Annotated in this window: 16 protein-coding genes and 5 pseudogenes; 11 read left to right on the forward strand and 10 right to left on the reverse strand. The window is 68.2% G+C overall.

Annotated elements, in window-relative coordinates; genetic code table 11:
* Nucleotides 1-260 precede the first annotated feature (260 nt).
* The 3 genes from N8I86_RS37760 (at nucleotide 261) to N8I86_RS37770 (ending at nucleotide 5,526) form a co-directional block, all read left to right on the forward strand.
* Complete coding sequence (locus N8I86_RS37760; protein WP_073898710.1) at nucleotides 261-1,475, forward strand: helix-turn-helix domain-containing protein; 1,215 nt, start codon at nucleotides 261-263, stop codon at nucleotides 1,473-1,475.
* Nucleotides 1,476-2,206: 731 nt separating this feature from the next.
* Nucleotides 2,207-3,748, forward strand: coding sequence for an FMN-binding glutamate synthase family protein (locus tag N8I86_RS37765; RefSeq protein ID WP_404830894.1), 1,542 nt, complete (start codon nucleotides 2,207-2,209; stop codon nucleotides 3,746-3,748).
* Between the two features lie 14 nt (nucleotides 3,749-3,762).
* Nucleotides 3,763-5,526: a thiamine pyrophosphate-dependent enzyme gene (locus tag N8I86_RS37770; protein WP_263280001.1), complete on the forward strand. Its 1,764-nt coding sequence runs from the start codon at nucleotides 3,763-3,765 to the stop codon at nucleotides 5,524-5,526.
* 258 nt (nucleotides 5,527-5,784) lie between these two features.
* Here the strand turns inward: N8I86_RS37770 and N8I86_RS37775 are convergent.
* The 4 genes and pseudogenes from N8I86_RS37775 to N8I86_RS37790 all read right to left on the reverse strand — a co-directional run.
* Nucleotides 5,785-5,967, reverse strand: a pseudogene (locus N8I86_RS37775) (hypothetical protein); the annotation flags it as partial.
* Nucleotides 5,968-6,336: 369 nt separating this feature from the next.
* A complete protein-coding gene (locus tag N8I86_RS37780) occupies nucleotides 6,337-7,086 on the reverse strand; it encodes an SDR family oxidoreductase (RefSeq protein ID WP_263280002.1) in 750 nt (249 codons plus the stop codon).
* Nucleotides 7,087-7,228: 142 nt separating this feature from the next.
* Nucleotides 7,229-7,660 carry an Rrf2 family transcriptional regulator gene (locus N8I86_RS37785; RefSeq protein ID WP_263280003.1) on the reverse strand — a complete coding sequence of 144 codons (432 nt, stop codon included), beginning with the start codon at nucleotides 7,658-7,660 and terminating at the stop codon, nucleotides 7,229-7,231.
* A 258-nt stretch (nucleotides 7,661-7,918) separates the two neighbouring features.
* A pseudogene (locus tag N8I86_RS37790) lies at nucleotides 7,919-8,002 on the reverse strand (permease); the annotation flags it as partial.
* Between the two features lie 260 nt (nucleotides 8,003-8,262).
* Here N8I86_RS37790 and N8I86_RS37795 point away from each other — a divergent pair.
* Both N8I86_RS37795 and N8I86_RS39535 read left to right on the forward strand, forming a co-directional pair.
* Entirely contained in the window at nucleotides 8,263-8,691 is a 429-nt protein-coding gene (locus tag N8I86_RS37795) for a hypothetical protein (protein WP_123441232.1), read from the forward strand.
* Between the two features lie 405 nt (nucleotides 8,692-9,096).
* Nucleotides 9,097-9,606, forward strand: coding sequence for a nucleotidyltransferase domain-containing protein (locus N8I86_RS39535; protein ID WP_404830895.1), 510 nt, complete (start codon nucleotides 9,097-9,099; stop codon nucleotides 9,604-9,606).
* Here the strand turns inward: N8I86_RS39535 and N8I86_RS37805 are convergent.
* The 3 genes and pseudogenes from N8I86_RS37805 to N8I86_RS39540 all read right to left on the reverse strand — a co-directional run.
* Nucleotides 9,604-9,717: pseudogene (locus tag N8I86_RS37805) on the reverse strand (IS5/IS1182 family transposase); the annotation flags it as partial. The gene N8I86_RS39535 and the pseudogene N8I86_RS37805 overlap by 3 nt on opposite strands.
* Before the next feature lie 260 nt (nucleotides 9,718-9,977).
* Nucleotides 9,978-10,631 (reverse strand): SPASM domain-containing protein, encoded by a 654-nt coding sequence (locus N8I86_RS37810; protein ID WP_263280004.1) that lies wholly within the window; start codon nucleotides 10,629-10,631, stop codon nucleotides 9,978-9,980.
* A gap of 13 nt (nucleotides 10,632-10,644) precedes the next feature.
* Nucleotides 10,645-10,908, reverse strand: a pseudogene (locus N8I86_RS39540) (radical SAM protein); the annotation flags it as partial.
* Between the two features lie 1,290 nt (nucleotides 10,909-12,198).
* On the opposite strand from N8I86_RS39540, the gene N8I86_RS37815 reads away from it, so the two are divergent.
* The 3 genes from N8I86_RS37815 (at nucleotide 12,199) to N8I86_RS37825 (ending at nucleotide 16,106) form a co-directional block, all read left to right on the forward strand.
* A complete protein-coding gene (locus N8I86_RS37815) occupies nucleotides 12,199-13,305 on the forward strand; it encodes a glycosyltransferase family 2 protein (protein ID WP_263280222.1) in 1,107 nt (368 codons plus the stop codon).
* Nucleotides 13,306-13,366: 61 nt separating this feature from the next.
* The gene (locus tag N8I86_RS37820; protein ID WP_263280005.1) at nucleotides 13,367-13,669 is read left to right on the forward strand and encodes a hypothetical protein; all 303 of its coding nucleotides are present in this window, start codon (nucleotides 13,367-13,369) and stop codon (nucleotides 13,667-13,669) included.
* The gene (locus N8I86_RS37825; RefSeq protein ID WP_263280006.1) at nucleotides 13,629-16,106 is read left to right on the forward strand and encodes an NHL repeat-containing protein; all 2,478 of its coding nucleotides are present in this window, start codon (nucleotides 13,629-13,631) and stop codon (nucleotides 16,104-16,106) included. Before N8I86_RS37820 ends, N8I86_RS37825 begins: the two co-directional genes overlap by 41 nt.
* Before the next feature lie 266 nt (nucleotides 16,107-16,372).
* On the opposite strand, the gene N8I86_RS37830 is transcribed toward N8I86_RS37825, so the two are convergent.
* Together N8I86_RS37830 and N8I86_RS37835 are read right to left on the reverse strand one after the other, a co-directional pair.
* Nucleotides 16,373-17,224: a protein kinase family protein gene (locus N8I86_RS37830; RefSeq protein ID WP_263280007.1), complete on the reverse strand. Its 852-nt coding sequence runs from the start codon at nucleotides 17,222-17,224 to the stop codon at nucleotides 16,373-16,375.
* 1,174 nt (nucleotides 17,225-18,398) lie between these two features.
* On the reverse strand, nucleotides 18,399-19,385 hold the full coding sequence (locus N8I86_RS37835; RefSeq protein ID WP_263280008.1) for a pentapeptide repeat-containing protein: 987 nt from the start codon (nucleotides 19,383-19,385) through the stop codon (nucleotides 18,399-18,401).
* A gap of 749 nt (nucleotides 19,386-20,134) precedes the next feature.
* Here N8I86_RS37835 and N8I86_RS37840 point away from each other — a divergent pair.
* Nucleotides 20,135-20,776: a uridine kinase family protein gene (locus N8I86_RS37840; protein ID WP_073898730.1), complete on the forward strand. Its 642-nt coding sequence runs from the start codon at nucleotides 20,135-20,137 to the stop codon at nucleotides 20,774-20,776.
* An 86-nt stretch (nucleotides 20,777-20,862) separates the two neighbouring features.
* Nucleotides 20,863-21,552: pseudogene (locus tag N8I86_RS37845) on the forward strand (MATE family efflux transporter); the annotation flags it as partial.
* A 254-nt stretch (nucleotides 21,553-21,806) separates the two neighbouring features.
* On the opposite strand, the gene N8I86_RS37850 reads toward N8I86_RS37845, so the two are convergent.
* Nucleotides 21,807-22,040, reverse strand: a complete 234-nt coding sequence (locus tag N8I86_RS37850) for a hypothetical protein (protein ID WP_263280009.1) — start codon at nucleotides 22,038-22,040, stop codon at nucleotides 21,807-21,809.
* Nucleotides 22,041-22,182: 142 nt separating this feature from the next.
* Between N8I86_RS37850 and N8I86_RS37855 the strand changes: the two genes are divergently transcribed.
* On the forward strand, nucleotides 22,183-23,730 hold the full coding sequence (locus tag N8I86_RS37855) for an MFS transporter (protein ID WP_263280010.1): 1,548 nt from the start codon (nucleotides 22,183-22,185) through the stop codon (nucleotides 23,728-23,730).
* The last annotated feature ends 5 nt before the right edge of the window (nucleotides 23,731-23,735 follow it).

Below are 23,735 nucleotides of genomic sequence, written 5' to 3' on the forward strand. Positions count from 1 at the left end.
GCGAAGAGAAAGAGAACCCCCATGAATCGCATCAGCCGTATACTTCTGGCCGCCCTCGCCGTACTCACCCTGGGCGCCTCCGCGGCCGTCGTCGCTCAGGGCGGCCAACCCATGCGGAACACGGCGCAGCAGGCGTCCATCGAATGGCCGTGACAGCACTCGCCCACCGCGAGTTCACCCACTGTTTGACTTGCCAAGTACCTGATTGACAACATTGCCAGTCAGGGAGGGGGACACGGACACGAGCCTGGGGACGAAACATGCTGACGCAACCCTCATTCGGCCGCCGACTGAAGCAACTCCGGCAGCAGCGCGGAAAGACCCAGTCGGACCTCACCGGCCCCGGCATGTCCTCCGCCTACCTGTCGCGCCTCGAATCGGGCGCACGCCCCCCCACTGAGCGCGCCGTCGCCATCCTCGCGGAACGCCTCGGCGTCCCGGCCGGCGCCTTCGAGACGACGGATCCCTCAAGCCTGGTGGACGTCCTCGCCGCGGTGCTCGTGGTGGGCGACGAGTCGGGCCACGCCCGGCGGATGCTGGAGTCGGCGCTCTCCGGCGCCGAGCACGTGGACGTGGGCTTGCAGTGGCAGGCCCATGCCCACCTGGCCAGACTCCTCACGGCCGACGGCGAGCGGTCCGAGGCGCGCACCACGCTGACCAAGTTGGCGGCGCTCTCGGACGAGCTCGGCCACGCCGTGCTGCGTGTCTACTCGCGCCTGCACCTCGCCCGCGTCCAGCGCGACCTGGGCGAGGCCGACTCGGCCCGGATCACCGCGCTCGAAGCGCTTCGAATCGGCAGCGAGGACTCCCTCGACAACCACGACATGCTCCGATGTCGCCTGTTGCTCGCCTCAGTGACAGCCGAACTCGGGGACCTCGCCGAGGCCTTCCGCCTCAGCGAGGAGGCCTGCGCCCGAGTCGGCGGGCAGACCGGCGCGCTGGCGGCCCAGGCCCTATGGACCGCCGCGACAGTCTCGACCCGCAAGGGCAACTACGAGCTGTCTGCCTCCTTCCTGGAACGGGCGATGACCGCACTGTCCAGCCGCGATGACCTGCTCCTGTGGATGCGCCTGCGCCACGCCGCCGCGGCGCTGGCCCTGCAGGCACTGCCGCCCGCCCCCGACAAGGCGCAGCGCTACCTGGACGAGGCACGCCCCGCCCTGGAACTCGTCGGCACGGCGCAGCACCAGCAGGAGAGCGCCTTCCTGCACGCCCAACTCGCCTACGTGCGAGGTGAGTACGAGGAGGCCGGCCGCCACTGCGAACAGGCCGCCACCGAGAAGGTTCGGCTCAACTTCCGGGACCGGATCCGCTTGGAGATGCTCATGGCGCAGATCCGCGTCAAACAGTCCGACCCGACGGCCCGCGCGCGCCTCTACGCCCTGGCAGCCGAGGCACAGGCCAACGGCATGCTCGACCTCACCGCCGAGATATGGCGCGCAGCCTGCCTTGGGGACCAAGAGAACAGCCAGTAACGCCAAGCACTTGATCTTGCCTCGCTCTCCTACGGCTGACGTCGATCCGCCGCCGCGGCAGAGCCCGGCTCACGGCCTGGCCGGCCAACCGAGGCGTCCACGGCGCCGACACCACTCCGAGTGCGGGTGTGTCCAGCGACTGGCCCTGTCTCACATTCGGTGCTGACGGAGAGTGCTCCTATCCGAGGAGGATGCGGTGCGGGAGCACGGTGAAGCCTGCTCGTCCGTGCATTTGGCGCGCGATTCGTTTGGTCTTGGTGTTGACGCCCTCACCACCCGCCGAGCCCGCGGACACCTCCGCACCGCTCAACTTTGAAGACCCAGATATCGGGGCCGGGAATTCGATGGTCGGCGTGCCGCGGAACAGCGGCACGGACGCTGGTCAGGCGGTGCCGTGAAGTGGCGTGCGTGTCGACCCCTACGTCACGCGCAGCAGCACGCAGAGCCGTCACAGCCCGCGCCAGGGCGATCCCTGCAGAAGTGACCGCCTCCATACAGGCGATTACCTCGGCCGATTCGGCCTTGTCTGCGGGCAGGCGATGACCGGACGTCGGGTCGACCGGCTGCTGATGGCTGCACCAGTGCTACGGACGCAGGGTTGATCATTTTGCCTCTGGTCAGGCAGCGGAGACCCAGGTGTGGAGCAGATCGCAGGCGTGGAAGGCCGATCCAGGGCAAGGAAACGAAGGGTGATACGCATAACGTTCGTCGCTCTCACTCTGGTCGCCGGCATGGTGGCGGCCGTGGCCGCGGTCGGATCCTCGCCCTGGTGGTCGGTTGCTGCTGTCCCGCTCGGTCTGCTGGGGCTGGTGGGCGGGGCCGACTTGCTGCAGCGGCGGCATTCGGTACTGCGCAACTATCCCGTGCTGGGGCATGCCCGGTTCCTTCTGGAGCGCATCCGCCCGGAACTACAGCAGTACTTCATCGAGCGGAACTTCGATGGGCGCCCCTTCGACAGGGATATCCGCACCCTCGTCTACGAGCGGGCCAAAGGTACCGACGCCGAGCAGCCGTACGGCACCGAACGGGACGTCTATCAGCCTGGCTACGAATTCCTCGTGCCGTCGATGGCTCCCTGCCCGGTGCCGAAGACGCCGCCGCGGGTGCGGGTCGGCGGGCCCGACTGCAAGCACCCCTACGACATGGCGCTGCTCAACGTGTCGGCGATGAGCTTCGGCTCGCTGTCGGCCAACGCCGTCCTCGCGCTCAACGGTGGGGCAGCGGCGGGGAAGTTCGCGCAGGACACCGGTGAGGGCGGCTTGTCGGAGTACCACCTCAGGCCCGGCGGGGACCTGATCTGGGAGATAGGCACCGGATACTTCGGATGCCGCACCGGCGACGGTGATTTCGACCCGGCCGAGTTCGCCGACAAGGCTGCGCACGATCACGTCAAGTGCGTATCCCTGAAACTCTCCCAGGGGGCCAAACCAGGCATTGGCGGCGTCCTGCCGGGTGCGAAGGTCAACGCCGAGATCGCGAAGGTACGGGACGTGCCCGAGGGGCAGACGGTGATCTCGCCGCCGTACCACAGAACATTCTCCACCCCCAGGGAACTGGTCCGGTTCATCGCCAGGATGCGGGAGCTGTCCGGCGGCAAGCCGACAGGATTCAAACTGTGCGTAGGATCCCGTCGACAGTTCCTCTCCGTGTGCAGGGCCATGCTGGCGGAAGGCACGGCACCCGACTTCATCGTCGTAGACGGAGGGGAGGGTGGTACCGGTGCCGCCCCACTGGAGTTCGCCGATCACGTAGGGGCACCGCTCACCGAGGGCCTGCTCACGGTGCACAACGCGCTTGTCGGTGCCGGCTTGCGCGACAGGATCAAGGTCGGGGCGAGTGGCAAGATCGCCACCGGTACCGACCTGGTCAAACGCCTGATACAGGGCGCCGACTACGGCAACGCAGCACGGGCGATGATGTTCGCCGTCGGCTGCATCCAGGCTCAGCGGTGCCACACGAACACCTGCCCCACCGGTGTGACGACGCAGGATCCCCGACGTGCTCGCGCCCTCGACGTCCGCGACAAGACACCGCGTGTTCAGCGCTTCCAGGAAGCGACCGTAGCCAGTGCGCTGGAGATCATGGCGTCCATGGGCGTCACCGACCCGGCCGACCTGCGTCCGCACATGCTCCGCAGGCGTATAGCCCCCCACACCGAGCGTTCCTACGCGGATTTGCACGAGTGGCTCGAGCCGGGACAGCTTCTCGCCGAGCCTCCGCGCTCCTGGGCGGCTGACTGGAAGGCCGCAGACCCCGACCGTTTCACTTCTTGATTTGGAGGACTCACATGGCCCGTACTGTTGCCCACGTCATCGTGGATGCATTGAGTGATCTCGGCGTACGCCAAGTCTTCGGCGTCGTGGGAGACGCGCTCAACCCTCTGACCGACGCCATCCGTACCACCGAGGACCTGGAGTGGGTGGGATGCCGGCACGAGGAAGCCGCAGCATTCGCCGCGAGCGCCCAGTCGCAGCTCAGCGGCACCCTCGGGGTCTGCATGGGCACGGTCGGACCTGGTTCCGTCCACCTCCTCAACGGCCTGTACGACGCGGCCAAGAGCCATACCCCGGTCCTGGCGATCGCCGGCCAGGTGCCGCTTGCGGAACTGGGCAGCGACTACTTCCAGGAAGTCGACAACGACGCCCTCTTCAGTGACGTGGCCGTTTTCCGGGCCACCATCACCTCGCCCGAACAACTGCCGCAGATGCTGGAGACCGCGGTTCGCACCGCATTGGGCCGCAAGGGCGTAGCTGTTCTGACCGTGCCGGGTGACCTTGGGGAACGGGAACTGAGCGGGGACCGTCCTGCCAGGTTCTCCTTGAATGCCCCACTCAGCCGACCGGACGAGTCGGCCGTGCGGCGAGCGGCCGAAACCCTCGACAGTGCCGAGCGCATCACGCTGCTTGTGGGCAGGGGCGCCCGGGCCGCTCGTGATGATGTGCTGGCCCTGGCCGACCGGCTGGCCGCTCCCATGGTCCTCACCTTGAAGGCCAAGGAAGGCTTCGAGGGCGACGCCAACCAGTTCCAGGTCGGCCAGACCGGACTGATTGGCAACCCGGCTGCTGCGTCAGCCCTCGAAGACGCCGACACCCTCCTGCTTCTGGGCACCGACTTCCCCTACCGGGATTGGTATCCGCAGGGTAAGACCGTCATCCAAGTGGACAGCGAGGCAATCCACATCGGGCGACGGGTACCGGTCGACATCGGCCTCGTCGGCGACACGGGCGCTACCGTTCGTGATCTCCTGCGCCACCTCTCCACACCGGCACCGGGGGCTCAGGGTGCACGGGACCGGTCGCACCTGGAGAAGGCTCGTGAGCACTTCGGCCGGTGGCACGAAGGTCAGCTCCGGCTCGCGGATCCCGCGCATGACAAGGGTCTGATCGGCCGCATCCGCTCCTCACTCGACAACCGAACGCAGGACATCCGTCCGGAGGCGCTGGCGGCCACGGTGAATCGGCTGGCGGCAGACGATGCCGTGTTCACGTCCGACACGGGCATGGCGACAGTGTGGCTTTCCCGTTTCGTCGAAATGCGACACGAACGCCGGCTCATCGGTTCCTACAACCTCGGGTCGATGGCCAACGCGATGCCTCAAGCGCTGGGCGCCCAGTGCTTGAACCGAGAACAGCAGGTCGTGGCCTTCTGCGGGGACGGTGGTCTGAGCATGCTGTTGGGCGACCTGATGACACTCAAGACCCATCGACTTCCTGTGAAGTTGATCGTCTTCAACAACCGCCGTCTGGGCATGGTGAAACTCGAACAGGAGCAGGCTGGCCTGCCGGAGTTCGGCACGGTACTGGACAACCCGGACTTCGCAGCCGTCGCCACCGCGATGGGGATCACCGGCATCCGGGTAAGTGACCCGGCCGAACTGGAGAAGGCCGTGCGTCACGCTTTCGACAGCCCCGGCCCGGTGCTGCTCGACGTGCTCACCAACCCCGACGAGATCGCCGTGCCCGCCAAGCCGACGGTCGAGCAAGGATGGGGATTCGCGGTCGCCAAAGTGAAGGAAATCGTCCGAAGCCACGGCGACACCGGCAGTCATTGAGACCCTCAAGGCCATCAGGAGCAGGTCTCCAAGGAGTAGCCGCCGCCTGCTCCTTGGAGACGGTGACTACTTTCGCGAGCCGTGGCTCGGGTACGGCCGGTCAGCCTTGAGGCCACCTGCCGGCTGTTTCGAACGCCCCCGTGCCGGGATGACTACGCCTCAAGGTGATGGCGACGAAATGCACGGGGGCGGCAGGCCCAGTTCATCCGGGGAGAACATCTGATCAGTGTCCAGGCTGGTGTGGGTGGGATGTCCGTTTCAATTCGCCAGATTGGTGCGGATTCTCCGGGCAGTTCGGGGCCCGGTTTGGTAGCCGTCGCTCAGTGGATCAACGTCCGGCCTCTGCGGCAGGGCTTCGTAGTCCCGCGCCAGGCGGTGGGGGTGCATCAGCCAGCCGAATGTCCGCTGGGTCACCCACCGCTTCCGCAGGGGTTCGAACCCTCCGGTGCACTACCTCGACGGCGTCGCCCAGCCGGGCACCCCGGTTGAAGATGCTGTTCACTTCGAAGGGGAGGCCGAGGCGTGCTCTGCCGCCGGGGCAGCGGTGGTGCCCCGCACTGCGATCTGGGCAGCCCTACTCGCTGAAGGCGGCCCCCTCGAAACCTTGCTGTGGTGTTGCTGACGCCGATGCTCCCCTCGCTGCTCGCGTCAGTTGCCGCGCCCTCCGTCCTGCGGGCCTGTGATCTTCCCGAAGCGGGAGTCGGTCCCCGCCCGCCACTTCCCGGCCGCGGCCCGGCGCGCAAGTCGAGCGTGCCGGGACAGCCGCCCGAGCGATGCCGCTGAATTCCCGCGATGGCCGACAAGACTGCTTCAGATCTGGTTGAGGCCGCCGTCGACGAAGAGTTCTGTGCCGGTGATGAAGCTGCTCTGGTCGCCGGCGAGGAAGAGGGCCGCGGCGGCCACTTCGTCGGGGCGGCCCATGCGGCCCAGTGGCACCTGGCTGGCGAAGAAGTCCCACAGATTGGCGGCATTGTCGGTGTCGGGTGCGAGGCCGGCGTTTCCGGGTGTCTGGATGGGGCCGGGGACGAGGGTGTTGACGCGGATCCCCCGGTGCTTGAGCTCGTTGGCCCAGGTACGGGAGAACGAACGGATGGCGGCCTTGGACGCGGCGTAGACGCCGAACGCCTCGCCGCCGGAGGTCGCCGCGGTGGAGCCGGTGAGGATCACCGACGCACCGTCGTTGAGCAGCGGCAGTGCCTTCTGGACGGTGAAGAGCGTGCCCCGCACGTTGATGCCGAAGGTCGCGTCGAAGTGCTCCTCGGTGACCTGCTCCAGGGTGGAGAACTCACCGCCGCCCGCGTTGGCGAAGAGCACGTCCACGCGCCGCCCTTGGTCGGCGACGGCAGCGTAGAGCCGGTCGATATCGGCCGGATCGGAGACGTCGCTGCGGACGGCGGTGGCGTTCGGGCCGATCTCGGTCAGTGCGGCGTCCAGCGCCTCCTGTCGTCGGCCGGTGATGAACACGTACGCGCCCTCGGCGGCGAAGCGCTTGGCGCTGGCCAGTCCGATGCCACTGTTGCCACCGGTGACCACGGCGGTCTTTCCGTCAAGCTGTCCCATGATGGGAACTCCAGTTCTATAAAGGCCACGGCTGGCCTCGATGGTCGATTACGTCGCTGCCCGGCAGGGTGCGACGCGGGAGGGTTCGCCGTCGGTGTGCTGAGCCGGTCTCGAAAGGGGAGCGTGAAGCGAAACCCGAGGGTTACCGCGACGCCAGGACGTCCCGCAGGACGTCGGCCAGCGTGATCCGGTCCAGTTCGGTGCGGACGGCTTCCTCGATGCGGGCGTACACCGGGCGCATCGCGGGCTGGATGCCGGAACCGACCGGACAGCCGAGGTTGGGGTCCGAGCGGTGCATGGCGAACAGCGGGGGCGGCTCGATCGCCGCGTACACGTCCCGCAGGGTGATGTCCTCCAGCGGTCTGGCGAGCACCCACCCGGCCTCGGCGCCTCGTCGCGAGTGCACCAGTCCGGCCTCGCGCATCCTGCCGAGCAGTCGGCGGATCACGACGGGGTTGGTGTTGACGCTGCCCGCGATTCCCTCGGATGTCGCGTTTCCGTCCCCGATCCGACGGTGCAGCTCGATCCAGGTCAGCGCGTGCGCCGCGACGGTGAGCTGACTGTTGCCCGCCACGTCACCACCTCCTTGGAAGTAACTGTAATTGTTACACCCGGGGCGGTCAAACGGTGCCGACGACACCGCTGGCGGAGTCCTGCCGGCACCGCCCCCCCCCGCCCACGGTCTCATCAGCTCGCCTCGCGCCCCGCCTGCGATTTTCCGCCCCTCATGGACGGAAGCCCTGGAAAGCCCCGGCACGGCCGGTGCGCGAGCCGCCGCTGTGCGGAGCGGCAGGCGTCGGCACAGAAGGAAGACTCCGTCAACGACACAGAAGACTCCGAGCATCAGTCCAGTGGCCAGCCCCAGCACGAGGTGGCGGCGGTCGCCGATGTGCTGTGCGACGACGCCGCCGATCAGCGGTCCTTGCGTCCGTGCTGCCCGGCTGTCTGCGGCGGGGGTGTGCTCCGGGGCGCCTCTGCGACCTGCACCGGGCCTCCCACCACGATGACGTCCACCTCGTTGACGGCCGTCTGCTCCGCCGCTGGGCGAACGGCGCCACGCTGGAGCCGCTCGGTCTGCTCTGGCGGTGGTCCGTCCGGGCGGTACACCGCCCCGTACGGAAGAGTCACCGACCGGGCAGAATTGCGATCATGAAGTTGCCATGAATCACTCGTCGCATGATCAGACATGCGATGCGCACGCTGTGCGCCGCCACGTTTGTGGCCGTTCCCCTCGCCCTGACCGTGACGCCCGCACAGGCCCTGACCTCCTGTACGGTCAATGGCCGGCCCGTGTCCGGTACCACCGTCAACGGTACTGCCGGCTCCGACTACATCAGCTGCGGCGCTCTGGCCCAGGGCGACAGCGTCAACGGCTCGGGCGGGAGCGACTACATCGTCATCAACGGCATCGTCGCCGGCACCGTCGACGGCGGCGCCGGCAACGACTTCATCATGGCCAACGCCGGTACTACGGTGTCCGGCAGGATCCTCGGCGGCCCAGACGGCGACTCGATCCTCGTCGGCCCCAACGCCGGCACCGTCGACGGCGGGGCCGGGACGGACTTCTGCCGAGTCGCCTCCGGAAATCCCCCCGTCAACTGCTGACCAGCGGTCCGGTCCGTGGTCCATGGCTCTGGGGCACTGGTTATATCCCGAAGAGGGCTTCGTTGCCGCGAACGCAGGATCGTCTCCCCGCCGGGCCCCGCACCGCTGACACCGAGGATCACTATGCCCGGCCCGGGGAGATCCCGAGGGTCAAGAGGCGAAGGTAGTCGGCCGGGGTGGCCGCGTTCCTCGTGGACGTCGGGATCCCGGCCGGCAAGAGCGATCGCCAGGCGGACGTCGGTACGGGCCCTTGCCCCACGAAGCGCGCAGATCTATGCCGAGTTCCGCGGCCGCAACGGCCATGTCCCGGCCGTGCCGGAGACGGTGATGAGCCGGTTGGCCTGGCAGCCGGTGAGCGGGACGGGGTCTGTCATGCCCGCACCGCTGCGCACCGCGATAGCTGAGATGCATCCGAAAGCCGCATCCGGTGAACGTGGCGTGCATCAGGTGCGGTCTACAGGACGTGCCTGCTGCCTGCTGCCTGCTGCCTGCTGCCTGCTGCCTGCTGCCTGCTTCTGCGGCAGGGGCATTCGACGCACCCCGCTGCCTGACGGCCCGCGTTGTCCCCACTCGCCGACGGCCCCACTTCCGGAGCCGCTCGTGCGGCATCCGTGCGCTTGGCCGTTGACGCTGGTCGACGAGCTCTACCTGTTCGGCTCCTATGCTCGGGGCGCCCTTGAGCCGCACGATGTCGACATCACCGTGGACTTCCACCGCGACGAGCGGATGCGGCAGCTCGAAGTTGCCTCCCACTTCTCCGGCCCACCCCCCCACAGCGAGCTGCGTCGGCAGTTGGCCGGCCGCAGTCGCGGCATCCGGTTCCGGTTCGATACCGCCCTGCGTCGCCAACTCGAAAGCGTGGGTGTGCCCATGCCGCGCCTGTGGCGCCGCGGCGACAGCCTCCAGCATCTTTAATGCCCGGATGTGGGAGCCGTCGACTGCGGCACGGGAGAAGTCCAGGGCGTTCGCACTGTGGAGCTTGGCGAGGAGGACCGCTTGCAGCCGGGCCCACACACCAGCCGGTGTTGGGTCCGTCGCTCGCCCTTGGGCGGCAGCGGCTCGATCACCGCCCACAGCCCGTCCTCGACATGCCACGGCTTCGGCCGCGCCACCCCACCCCCCGGATCGTCACTCCCGGAGTGATCCAACCACCCCGAAGATCATTTCGTTAGGAGTTCTAAGCGTTCTGGCGCGGACTCCTTCCTGGAGATCGCGTCGTGGATGGGTGGCCCCTGCGGGGGAGCGGGGCCGCTCTGGCCCTCGTTTTCGTCGGGGGCCATCTCCGGTCACCGGTGCGTGGGGCCGCAGCACTTGGGACAGAGGAGGGGATCGCAGGGGCAGGAGAGGTCCGGCCCGCAGCTCTGGGGGCAGCGCGCCGGGTCGGTGGTCGCCGACAGCCACACCTTCTCGTGGATCTCGCGGCGGATCCGGGCGAGTTCGGCGCCCTGCAGGATCTGGCCGAGCGATTGGCTGAGGATGTCGCCGACCGGCCAGTCCCGTGCCATGACGCAGGTGAAGACCTTTCCGTCCGGGGCGACCGCCAGCTTTCCGCTCCAGCAGTAGCCGCACAGGCCGGACATGCTCGATTCCTGCCTGAGGAGTTCCTTGCCCCGTCCGAACTCCCGTACTTCGGAGGACCGGGATCCGCTGACTCCGAGGTCGGTCAGGAACTTCACCGTGCGGTCCGCAGCCTGCCGGTCCTGGTTCACATCGATGACGGCGGCCCGGGTCGAAATTCCGCGCTGGACGAGCCGGCGCAGATTCTCGACGGTCCGCCCGTGGCTGCCGCGAACGGTGGTCACGGCATCGTGTACGGCCGGTTCGTCGGCGTAGACCGAGGTGGCGAAGTGCACCCCGTTCTCGGACGAGAACGTGATGGTGTCCTCGTCGAGCATGGTGAGGTTGCTGAACACTTCGACGAACTCGAATCCGAGTTCCACGCTGCGACGCAGCAGGGAATTCCGGGTTGAGCTGTGGTTCGCCGCCGATCAGCTGGACCTTGCGGCAGCCGAGGTCGTACGCCTGGGTCATCACCGCCTCGTAGTCGTCTGCAGTGAGGACGTCGCGGCCGCCGCTGTGCGGATGCGACTCGGTGTAGCAATGGACGCACTTCAGATTGCAGCGGTTCGTCAGTTCGAGCCAGAGGAACTCCAGTACTCCGTCGACGTCGTCGGGCGTTCTGGTTTCCGTGAGGTGGGTGGTCTCGCTGGCGTGCACGTGACTCCTTCGGCCTTGGAGGGGAGGGCAGGTCAGTCCTGTGAACTAACTCGTCTGGAGGTCCTCCTGGATGGGAATCAGGAGCAGGTTCCCGTCCCAGTTCACCGGGGTCATCGTCATGCTGATCGCGTACGCCGGCCCGTCCTCCGAGTCGTACTCCCAGGCTTGCCCGCAGGTGAACCAGACCTCCCCACCGGGCAGTGTCCGCGACCGAACGGCGAACTTCGGGGGGCCTGAGATGACGGGAAGAGCACCCCTTTTTGCACCTGGAGACATGGCCGTCCTTCCTTCCGTGAACCGGGATTGCCATAGGCAAGTGCACACCCGAGCCGCTCGGCTTCCGTGCAGTGAAACGTCCATGACATCCGAACGGAGGAGGGGATGACGGCGATCGGGTCCGACGATCCGACCGCCGGCCACTCGGGTGCGCGGTTGCGGCACACGGCAGGCACTCCGCGGACAATCACGCTGGTGCTCGCACCGAGTCGCTGGCGGCGGACCCGTGTGCCCGCACTGCCGTTGTCGTACACGAAGGCGGCGTTGTCGCCGTGATCGAAGAGGAACCGCTGGAGGACGTCGTCCGGCAAGGCCGGCGCGGCATCGGCGCGGAAAGCGTCGTAGGGCCGCCGTCTTGGCGGCGTGCCATCAGCGGGCTGAGGTCGCTTCATCAGTCCCGCGAGATGGTGTAGGAGGGTTCGACAGCGGCCTCAGCGCGGAGTTCTCCCGCCGGTCCGCTCGGCTGCGCGTACCGGCGGCCAGGCAGAGCATGACGGTCGTCGCGCCCAGGAGGCTCATCGCGGGGGCGGGGATGTCGGTTCCGTGGCCAAGGAGATCCTCCCCCCAAAGCCGGATCGCTCTGCCTTCCCTGCCGTCGGGCGGCGCGCCCGCCGCGGGTGCAGCCGTGTCGGCAGGTCACCCGGTTGCGGGGCGCGTTGCTGGTGAGGTTGTGCGCCGGGGCAGGTGCCCTTTTCACGGGTGATCCGGTACGCCCCGCTCCGGCCGGGTGAGAAGTTCCGCGAGTCGTCGCTCCGGGGGGAAGGGATGCATATGCCGGATGAAATTCCGTCCGGCGCTTCGCTGGAGCCCACCAGGGATGAGGCGCGGTGCCGGTCACAGCCGGCGGCCAGTGCGGCGGTTCGCGTGGCAGGCCCGAAAGCCCTGACAGTCCGCGTGCTCGGGCTGCCCGCTGAGCGCTTGTCCATGTCCGTCACACCCCGCCCCTCGACCAGTCCCCTTGGCACAGTCCCCTCGTGCGCCCGGTGTTTCGGGCGCATGGTCAGGAGCATGGTTATGCGTAGAAACCCGCATCAGGCCACGGTGCGGCCCCTACCCAGCAGCCCGGCGGTGGTGCCCCGGATCCTCGCGTTGATCCCCGCGCACAACGAGGCCGACCGTATCGGTGCAGCGCTTGCGGCCTTACAGGCGCAGACCCGACCGCCGGAGCGGATCGTCGTGGTCGCCGACAACTGCACCGACGCCACCGCGGATGTCGCCCGGCAAGCCGGCGCCGAGGTGGTGGAGACCTTGAAGAACCGTCACAAGAAAGCCGGTGCGCTCAACCAGGCCCTCGACCAGGTCCTGGACGTCCTGGCCGGCCACGACCTGGTCCTGGTCCAGGACGCCGACACCACCCTCGTCTCCTCGTTCCTCGCCGACGCGGTCCAGGCCATGACGGGGGATGTCGGGGCGGTCGGCGCGATTTTCTACGGCGAGCCGGGCGGCAGACTCCTCGGCACCTTGCAGCGCCTCGAGTTTCAGCGCTACGCCCGCGAGATCGCCCGCCGCGACTACCGGGCCGACGTTCTCACCGGGACCGCGACGGTCTTCCGGGCCGCGACCTTGCGCCAGATTCGCCAGGCCCGCCTGGACGGGCTGATCGGCGGAGGCACCTCGTACTACTCGCTGGCATCCCTGACGGAGGACGACGAGATCACCAAGGCCGTGCGCACGCTGGGCTACCGCACCGTCTCACCGCCGGGCTGCCGGGTGGTGACCGAGGTGATGACCACCCTGCCGAAGCTGTGGCACCAGCGGATGCGCTGGCAGCGCGGCGCCTTGGAGAACCTCCGCGACTACGGCCTCACCAAGGTGACCGCCCCCTACATCGTGCGCCAAGGATTGATGGGGCTGTCCGTGCTGGCACTGGGTCTGTATCTGGTGTTCACCGTGTGGATGCTGGCCCGCGGCCGCCCCGAGTTCGCCCCCTTCTGGGTCGCCGTCGGTCTGGTCTTCGTGGCGGAGAAGGTCGTCACCGCCCGCGGCGCGGGCTTCAAGTCCCAGCTGCTGGCGGGCTCGCTCGCCGTCGAGCTGGCCTACGACATGTTCCAGCACGCCGTTTACCTGCGCTCCCTGTGGGACATGGCGCGGCGCCGCGAGGAGCGCTGGTGCGCGACATGAGCAGGCCGGCCCAGCCTCGGACGACGTGGCAAGCCGGTGCGCGTGCCGCGCCGGTATCCGCGTGGTGAACAAGCTCAGGAGAGACGGGAGACCGGTGTACGCAGGCGTGCCACTGGCCAGTGCTCTGGGAGTCGGCGGCGCATCCGCGCTGGCCTGCCGACGCCGTAGCGGCTTCGACACCCTCGCCACCGTCGTCGCGGCCACCACCCTGCTGATGGCCGGGGTCTCGGTGTACAAACTGCTGCCCCGGCGTCGCCCCAGTGTGTTCGTGACCGGCATTCCGATTCCCGCAGCCCCGGAGCGGCTGGCACCACGGCGACCGGATGCGCAGGACATGGTCGAAGCCCAGGCGAAGGTCCTGTGACCTCGCCGTTTCGGGTTGCCCACCGGACGCGCAGCCAGCTGTCTGCCGTCTGCCAACTCCCCTGACTCCGCGCACGTCACCCACCGTGCGGCTGGATCAATGCCACAAGCACGACCACCCGATCCGGACACCGGTCCGGGCACCGCGTTCTACGACAGAAGGAACAGCCATGACACAAATGATTCCCGGCACGATCATCACGGCCGCCGGCAACGGCCAAAACGGTTTCGAAGCGGACGGCGTTCCGGCTACCAGTACCAAGATCGGGACTCCCTGGGGAGTGACGGTGGACGAGGCGGGAAACGTCTACGTCTGCGAGTTCAGCACCCACCGCGTCCGCAAGGTGACCCCCGACGGGAAGATCACCACCATCGCCGGCACCGGCACTGAGGGCTACTCCGGTGACGGTGAGAGGGCCACCGCCGCTAAGCTCAGCGGCCCGCACGGCACGGTGATCGACAAGGCGGGGAACATCTACATCGCCGACCGGAAGAACGACCGGATCCGCAAGGTGGCGCCCGATGGAACCATCACCACGGTCGCAGGCGCCGGCCCCAGGGGATACTCCGGCGACGGCGGACCTGCCTCTGCCGCCAAGCTCAACTTGCCCCAGTCCTTGGCGTTGGACGACGCGGGCAACCTCTACATCGCCGACCTGGGCAATCACCGAATCCGTAAGGTGGCGCCCGAAGGGAAGATCACCACGGTGGCCGGTACCGGCACCGGCGGGTATTCCGGTGACGGGGGCCCTGCCTTCGCCGCCCAGCTCAACAATCCGACCGGGGTGACGGTCGGCAAGGACGGCAATCTCTACATCGCCGACTGCTCCAACCACCGTGTCCGGAAGGTGACGCCCGACGGGACGATCAGCACGGTCGCCGGCAACGGCACGAAGGGATACTCCGGTGACGGGGTGCCCGCCACCACCACGACCCTCAACGGTCCCTACTTCGTGGACATGGACGGGGCGAGAAATCTCTACATCGCCGACCAGGACAACCACCGTGTCCGCAAGGTGGCGCCCGACGGCATCATCACCACCATGGCCGGCGACGGCGTGGCCGGGGCCGCTGTCGACAGCGCCCCGGCGATGAACACTCACCTCTACAGCCCCATCGTGGTGGCGGTGGCTCCGTCCGGTGATCTGTACATCGGCGACGTGGGGAGCTACTACGTGTACAAGGTGGTCGGGGCGTCGGCCGTGGTGCCGCCGGCCCCACCGGTCGCCGACCTGTACGGCAAGTACGTCCTGCCCGTCACCGCGCCCCGCGGCCAGCAGTTCGAGCTCGGCGCCACCGTGCACAACCGCGGCCCGGCCATCGCCAGCGGCGAAGACATCACGGTGGTTCTCACTCTGGCCGACGGCCTGGAAAGCGCCCAGCACAGCAACGGTCGCCGTCTGACTCGCACTTTCACCGGCACCGACCTCGCCCCGCACAGCGCCTCACTGGACGGCGTGTTCCGCGTCCGCGCCACCGACGACGCCACGCCGGGGGTGTACGAGTCGACGCTGGAGATCCAGTACGGCGGTGACCTCAACCTCAAGGACAACACCGCGGTCCTGCCGATCACCGTTGTCGTTCCCGAACCCATCGACGGCGAGCATGCGCTGATCGTCTTCCAGGACAACTTGCCCAAGGCCGCGCCGGGCCAGAGTGCACGCTTTCACCTGCGCTTCCTCGCGCCCGTGGGCCAGCCGGTCAACCCCGGTGACCTCGACCAGCGCCTGAGTGCACCCACCGGGTTCGTCTTCACCGGCCGGCCCACCTACACCTACCCCAACACCGCCTTGGGCGCGATCACCGGCGAGCTGAAGCACGACATCCGCGACGACGGCCGCACTCTGGTCATCCGCCACAATCCGCACCTGAACACCACCGACACCGACAACGCGCCGCTCCTCTACGCCATCGACCTGCAGGCCGTGCACGACGCCGTTCCCGGTGTGGTCAGCGACGGCTCGGCCAGCATCGGCCAGCGGCCCCCCGTGCAGATCCGCGCCGAGGTCACCGGCACCACCGTGCAGGCCAGCCTCCGCATCACGCAGACCAAACTCGCAGAGGCCCACGTCACGCCCGGCAAGCAGCATGCGTACCCCGTTTCCCTCGCGCTCACCAACACCGGACACCACTCCACCGGCGCCCAGGATCTCGTCTTCACCGCCCCCGAGGGCCTGTGGTTCTCCGAGGACAGGTTGATGATGGCCAAGGACGGTCACAAGAGCGAGATCGAGCTGACCGCCGAACGCTCGGACGGCAACCGCACTCTGACCTCTCGGAACGCCGCCGCCCTCAACCTCGACCCCGGCCAATCGGCCTACGTATACCCCGAGATGGAGGTAGAGACCAACGCTCAGCCGGGCGCTGTCCGCGTCGGCATCCAGATCGGCAACCCGCCTTTCGTCACCGGCCACGCCACCGTCACCATCGACGCCTGACCGCATACCCTCATCCCGTAAGGGGGCCACCCCGTTCTCGCAGGTCACAGGCTCACTCCTGGCCTGGGCCCTGGCCCACATCGCGTGTTCGTGGTGATCGCGTGCGGCTTTCCAAGGTCCCATCTCGGAAGGCCGCCCGCCCGATCCGCCGCCCAGGCGATGGCTGTGAGCCGAGCCCTAGGCGAGACGTCCGCGGGCAGGCTTCCTGGTTTGCCTGCCCTCCGACGGTTGACGACGCCTGCGGCCGGCCCACAGCGACGGATTGCTCAGCGGCTGCGGTGGGCGGCCCACAAGCGGGCGGCGTGGCACAGCCCTTGCGCCCACTCCTCGTGCTCGGCGATCCCACTCCACTTCGCCGCATTGGCCGCGGCGAACACGTCCAGGGAACGGGCGGGTGCTTGGTGCCAGGCCGGCATGGTCGCGGCCCACGCCTCGGCGCTGGCGGGAGTGTGCAACTCACTGGTGAGAAGCCAGATGACGGCCAGGGCTGCGTCGAGCCAGACCGCGCCACGACCGGCCCAGGCCCAGTCCACCAGATGCGACCGCTTCTTGGTGATGAGCACGTTCGCCGGATTCAGATCCGTGTGCACCAACGTGTCACCGGCGAAGCGTTCCAGGTCCGCAGGATCGTCTACGTGCTCGGCCCAACGCCATTCGACGGGCTCGAGCGCCACAGCCGGAAGAGGCCGCTCACCGAGTTCGGTCAGAGTCTGCGCAAGCAAAAGCAGGTCAGGAGAGCCAGGGGCATAGCTGGCCTGCCGCCCCGCGATGTATTCGAAACCGAGGAGGCTCCACCCGCCGGCTTCCACATCCCACAGCAACCTTGGTCCGATCGGCGCCACCTTCACGCCCAGGTCGGCTTCCCACTGCTGCGCCCGGATCTGCGGATGGCTGCGAGGGAGCCCCTTGACGAAGATCTCACCTGACGCCGTGTGCAGCCGGGCGGCCAACGCATTGTTGTTCCCGCTCGTCATGGCCTGCGCGCCGAGGACCGGGCCGGTCCGTTCCTGGACCGCTGTACGGACAGTGGTGGGAAGATCATCCCAGCGCAGGCGTCGGGTTTCCACGGACGGCCAGTCCCTTCGGACAGGGTAGGTGCGAAGCTGCAGCCGCGTCATGCTCTACACCGTCAGCAGTCCCACCAGCGGGACCCACGCCGGTCTTGGTGAACCGTCGCTCCGGGCCCTGCTGGCGATGTGTCACGAGGCGGAGGCTGTTAGGAGAAGACGACGGAGCGCAGGAGCAGGCGGTCGGAGGCGTCTGCGCCCGCCGGGAGCGTGAAGTAGGTGTCGCCCGAGCAGTCGGCGTCGAGGAAGACGGTGGCCGTGGCAGCTGCTCCCTCGGCGGCGGCCGGGGCGGGCAGGTTGATGCACTGGCCGCTGGGTGGGTCGTTCAGGAAGCCGACGGCGTCGTATCCCTCGGCGTTGGTCTAGGTGTAGCGGAACTGGCCCGTCGCCACGCAGGGCGGAGCCGGGGGCGGCCATCAGCGGGACGAGGGCGCTGCAGGCAGCACCGGCGGCCGCTGTGAGGGAGCGAAGAGACATCAGGGTTCCTTGTCGTCGAGGTGCCGACGCGGTCATAGCGAGCGATGCCCCGGCAACGGCGTTGTAGACGCTTGGTCCCTCTCACGAGAAACGCCGAATCGTTCCCCCTATCGGCAAGTGGCCCAGCGTTGAGCACTCGGGTTGGTGTCAGGCTGCGCCACCGACGAGTGTCCTATCAGCTGACTACCGCCATCGGCCCGCTCCTCCCCGGCTGCCGCTCACGTCCGCGGAGCCGTCCATCGCCTGCGGCCCCAAGCCGCCGGGCCGCACATCTGCGCGTTGAGACGCCGAGAAAGAAAGTTGGGCGGCTGACGTCAGCCGTTGGTGTCAGGCCTGACGTCAGTGGTGCCCGAGGTGGCAGGACGGGGGAGGCGCTGAGCCCAGGCGCCGGTCTCCTCTGCGCAGATGTCCTCGACGCGTGCGGCAAGAATTCCTGGGGCGGTGGCTGGGTCGCCGTACTCGTTCCAAGCCTGCTTGTAGCGGACTACCTCGGTTTCGATCTGCAGGCTAGCCTGGCTGAACCTGATCCAGTCTCCCTGCGGGTCGAAGATATGACGCGCCCCGGTAAGCAGGGAGGTAAGAAAGCCCAGAAGCGCAACAACACGCACTGCGCGTCGTGACGTTCGACGGAACGTCGGGCCACGTGACCTTAGGCAGGTCCGCCCACCAGGGTTGTGATCCCAACGTTCGTCACCTCTCGAACGCCACTCTGCAGCACGGTCGGTCGACCGATACGGCGATCTGCTCTTCAGGTGGTGGGTGGCCCCACGGCTGTCCTGATGTCGGGCGGCAGTACCGTCTCCGCATTCAGACGTGCCGACTCTACTTGCTCCGTTCTCAATCCCCGGACATCGGTGAGGTTCGCCCCGCTCAGGTCGGTGCGTGTGAGGTCCGCCCCGCGCAGGGAGGCGCCGGTGAGGTTCGCCTTGGCCAGGTTGGCGCCGGTGAGGTTCGCCCCATCGAGGAAGGCGTGGGTGAGGTCCGCTCGGCGGAGGAAGGCGCTGGTGAGGTCCGCTCCGGACAGGTCGGCGCGGGTGAGGTTCGTCCTGGTCAGGAGGGCGTCGGTGAGGTCGGCTCTGACCAGGACGGCGCCTGCGAGGTGAAGGATGGCGAAGTAGAGCCTCTCGCGGTCGTCGACGTGCGTGCGTGATTCGGGACGCGTCAGGGCGGTCAAGGCCACCTGGACGTCTGCTTCCAAAGACGTGGGGAGTGAGGTGTCCGTTGTGGTTGGCTCGCCGTTCGGGGGATTAGTCGGGTGCTGGTGGGTCGGAGCGCGGTCGCGCACGAAGTGGCCCAGAACTTGAGCGGCGTGGGTGGCCTGTTCGGGGGCGTCCTGGACGATCTGCTCGAGCGCCAACACTCCGCCGATCCGCACGTACCTCTGGTCGGACCCGAGGCGTTCCAGGGCTTTTGTGAACCGATCCGTGACCTGCCCGCGCCGGGTCAGCCGGTAGTTTCGGATCGTGTACACCAGGGCAACTCCGGCCCCGATCGCGGCCGCACACGCGACGAGTGCGGTGCGCAGGCCAGTGACCAGTGCGGCCGAACCGCCGTCTACACCCACCGTGGCCGTGTCGATGTAGCCCTTGTCAAGCAGATACGGCCCTCGCCACACCAGCCAGGGTAGACCGACCGCGAGGACCAGAGCGCCTCCCACGGCGAGCACCAAGGAACCGATCCGGTGCAGGCGTCGGATGCGGCGTGCCCTTGCCCGCCGCTGATAGAGCGCAGTCATCACATCCCCTGCCTAGAGCAAGCGGCCACGAGTCTGTGATGCCACTCCGAACCGTGGGGTGGCGGTACTCCCGATGGAGGCACCCAAAGGAGGAGCCACCGGGGGGTTAGCGAACGGCCCTCGGCGATCGCGCGGAAAAGCGACCTGACATCGCGCACTGCCCTTCCTCACCCGCCCCCGGCCCCGCTGCGCGTACTCCGTCGATGGGTGCGCCGCAGGCGTGGTTGTCGTCTTCGCCGGGCGACAGCTTCGTGTCGGCGGCGTTCGCCGTGCCGGGCCGAAGCTGCCAGGCCGAGTCCGCTCACCGCCGGCGGCAGTGCCGTCACGCGGCTCCATCGCCTCATCACCATGACCCTCTCCCATCTCCCCAGCGCCATCCGCAACGCCGTACACACGCGTCGTTCGGGATGGCTGACCGGCTAGGGGCTCACCGTGTCGAGTGTCCCGGACCGCGATGCCGCTGTCGGTCTGCTCGAACGGCTGCGACGGGGTTCTTCTCGATCCGCCTGGCGGGGCGGCGGCGAACGGGGCGGTCATGAGGGCGACGGCGTCCCGCCTGCGCCCAGGGGCCGTCATGCCACGCTGATGGTCCGCGGCGTCGTCGAGGCCGTGCGCAGCAGCCCTGGCTCCGCTGAACCGGGCCGGGTCTCCGTGCTTGCCAGCGGCGATCGCACGGCCGTACATTCCCTGGACCCGGCTTGTCCGGCCGCTTCGTCCACCCCCCTTTGAGCACATGAGGAGCGCCCGTTATGACGGGTGTACTGGCGGTTGCAGGCGGCACCGCATCCGGCAAGTCGACCCTTGCCGAGGCGCTGTCGCTGCAGTGTCCCGAGAGCGTGACGCTGATCCATCTGGACGACTACTACGTGCCCGCCCACGACCCCCTGAGGGGTGTGTGGACAGTCAGCGCCGACGGGCACGCCGTCCTCGACTGGAACCATCCGGGATCGATCGACGAGACAGCGGCGGCACACGCCATCGACGCAGCGCTGCAGCGCCCCGGCGTGCTGCTGGTGGTGGTCGAGGGCCTGTTCGCGCTGTCACTGCCGTCTGTGGTGAGGCGGGCGGCGTGGCGGGTGTACGTCGAGACCCCCGACGACATACGCCTGGCCCGCAAGATCCTCAGGAAGATCGAGGCGCAGCGTCAGGACCCGCGACTGTCCCTGCGCAACTATCTACAGACCGGCAGGGACCGCCACGCGGCCCATGTCGCGCCCTCCCGGGCAGCGGCCGATCTGGTCGTGGACGGGACCGCGAGCGAGGCGGAGATGCTGGCGGCCGTCATGCCGCTGGTCGGACCGGCCCTCAGCCCACCGGCCGCGGTGTCCTCGCAGACCCGCCGGGGATGCGGTGTGCCCGATACCCCCGGGGTCCGGGCGCTCGCGATGTGACATGTCCCGGCGGGCGAGTCTTGGCGAGGAACAACTTCGATTGCGGGGGCGGCAGGCCTACTCGGCTGGGCAAACCTTGCCGAGTACTGCGCTGCCTGCGCCGCAATGCGCTGCTGCGGACGGCCGCCCGGGCCCGTCCTGCCGTCCCGCTCCCCGCTGCCCTGCACCGCACGCTCGCCACCGGGCTGCCCATGTCCGCCGACTTCACCGTGCGGCAAGGAGGGGCGCCGATACTGGTCGCGGTCGTCGCCCGGCTCGGCGTGAGCGCGGTGGCCGCCTGCGCCATCGCCTACAAGGTGATGTACGTCGCCACCATGGCCTTCTACGCGGTACGGCAGGCCGCCGCCATCCACACCGCGCGCACACCCGGGGCGCGGGTGGGGACGCACGGCGGGACATCGGCCGGCAGGCGGTACGCCTCTCCGGGATGCTGGGGCTCGGTGCCACCGCTCTGTTCGCCGCCGCGCCCTGGATCATGGCCGCGTTCGGCGCCGGACCCGACGTCGCCCACAAGGGCGTGCTGTTCCTGCGCTGCATCGGCCCCTACCTGCTGCTGATGGCGTGCTTCATCGCGCTCGGCGGGGTCTTCGCGGGCAGCGGGGGAGCACCCGCGCTGTTCCGGGTCACCCTGCTCGGCACCGCCGTCCAACTGCCCCTGGCCCACGCCCTGTCCGGCCTCGGCCTGCCTGGCGCCGGGGCTCGCCATGGCCGTGCAGTGCGCGGCCGTCGCGGTGCTGCTGCGGCGCGCCCGGAGTCAGGCGGAGACGGGGGTGTCCTTGGTGCGGTGGGCCGAGGCGGGAATAGCTTTGTTCATGAGATCGGGTGGACAAAGCCATGCGGCGCGCTCAGATCCGATCGGCAGGGATCGGGACGAACTCGCAGACGTGGAACACGTCGGTGCCGGTACGCGGCCCCGGGGCCTGTTCGGCAAGAACCACATCGCGTCTGGGCGACCCTGGGTCCGCTCGGGATCGTAGGGCATCACACACCGTCACCGGAACCTTCCGGCCGCCCGGCTGGCCGTGGTGGGTCACCGGTGCAGGGACTCGGCGACGGCCGGGTCCTCGAGCACGGTGACGCACCAGGCGAAGTGCTCGTCCCCGCCGCCCGGCGCGAAGGCGTCGCTCGTGGCCATCGCATAGGCGGCCCGGTACAGCAGGAGGTCGTCGACCGCGTAGCCGAACTCGTCGGCGAACCGCGTGGTGAGCTGCCGGGTGATCTCCGGGGCGTGCTCGGTGCCCGCCGGGAAGATGGCCGCGGCCACGGCGGCGTCGAACCGGGTGTCCCCGCCCGTGGACAGGCCGGGGTGGCCAGTTTGACTGCTTGCTACGACAGACTGCCGATCCCGGTCGCCCGTCCAGCCACCGCGAAGGCCAAACCCACCGACAGTCGGCAGAGTGGGACCTATGGGTAATTCTGGACGCCTGACGATCCAGCAGCGGGCCGCCATGCTGGCCACAGTAACTGCGAGTGCTCTGCTGTTTTCCAGCCTGACCAGCATCATCGTTGCCCTGCCGGCGGTCCAGCGCGACCTTGGACTGGACAGCTCAGCCCTGCATTGGGTCGTTGTCGCTGCGCTACTGCCGCTGTGCGCGCTTGCTGTCGTCAGCGGTCGTCTGGGCGACGCGTTCGGACGACGCCGGGTTTTTCTTCTTGGCATGGCCTGCTTCGTCACCGGATCAGCACTGTGTGCCGTCGCAACCGATGGGGCCTTTCTCGTGGGAGCTCGTGCCGTGCAGGGACTGGGCGTGGCGCTGGCCGTACCGCTCGCTCTGGCGAACCTCACCGCCGCGCTACCGGCGGAGAAACATGGGTGGGCTATCGGCGTTCAGACCGCGGTGGTCTCCGTTTTCGCCATCGCCATGCCGCTGGGTATCGCCCTACTGGCTCAGTACGCAAGCTGGCGGTGGGCCTTTGCCGCCACTGTCCCTGTGGCTGCACTGGTCGTCGTCCTGGCCTGGCGGCATCTGATCGAGACACGCGCTCCCGCTACGACCTCGCTGGACCTGATGGGCTGTGTCCTCATCGCTTGTGGGCTCGCCCTCTTGGTCTTCGCCTGTGAACGCTCTTCCGACTGGGGGCTCACCGATGTCGGGACGCTCGCTCCGCTCACCGCTGGTGTCGCGCTGCTCGTCGCCTTCGTGCTGGCTGAGCGCCGTGCCCGAAGCCCACTGCTTGATCTGCGGCCTCTGCGCGGCGCCACGACATCCGTCCCCTTGGCGGCTCTGGCCCTCGTCCAGTGCGCGTCACTGGCTCTCGTCCTCTACATGACGCTGTATCTGCAGCATGTACTTGACATGGGTGCATTTCGCACGGGTCTGCTACTGCTGGCCACCAGCGTGGGGACCATCGTGCTTTCGCCGCTCGTGGGACAGCTGACTGAGCGTGGCCATGGTGGCCGGCTGGTCATCACGGGCATGGCCGCCCTTGGTGTCTGCCTGCTCTGGCTCACCCTCGAGGTGTTCGACAGGCGCATCATCTTTCTCGTTCCAGCCCTCTTGCTGTTCGGGCTGGCGCCCCCGTTGGTCTACCCGTCAGCGACCACACTTGTTGCGGACACCGCTGTGGGCTCAGCCAAGGGTGTCGGCGCAGGTCTGGCGATCCAAGCCCGACAGATCGGTGCCACTTTCGGACTCGCCCTGACAAACATGCTGTTCACCGCCGTGGAATGGCAGAAGCGGAACAGCCTCCTGAAACCCGGCGATGCCTTCACTCCGGAAGAACAGAGTGCTCTCGATGACGCCCTCACACGCGAGCGGATCGACACCGATCTCCTCGCCCAGCTGCCAGGCGCCTCACAGGACCACGTCCGTGGAGCCGCTGACCAAGCCTTCGCAACAGCAATCGAGATCACCTTCCTCACCCTGGGCGGAATCATCCTGCTGGGTGCCCTCGTCGCCGTTACCGTGCAGCGCGGAACTATCGGCCGGTCGACGCCCAGACCGTCGGCATGAGGGGT

The sequence above is a fragment of the Streptomyces albidicamelliae genome, assembly GCF_025642175.1.
GTDB classification, from domain to species: Bacteria; Actinomycetota; Actinomycetes; order Streptomycetales; family Streptomycetaceae; genus Streptomyces; species Streptomyces albidocamelliae.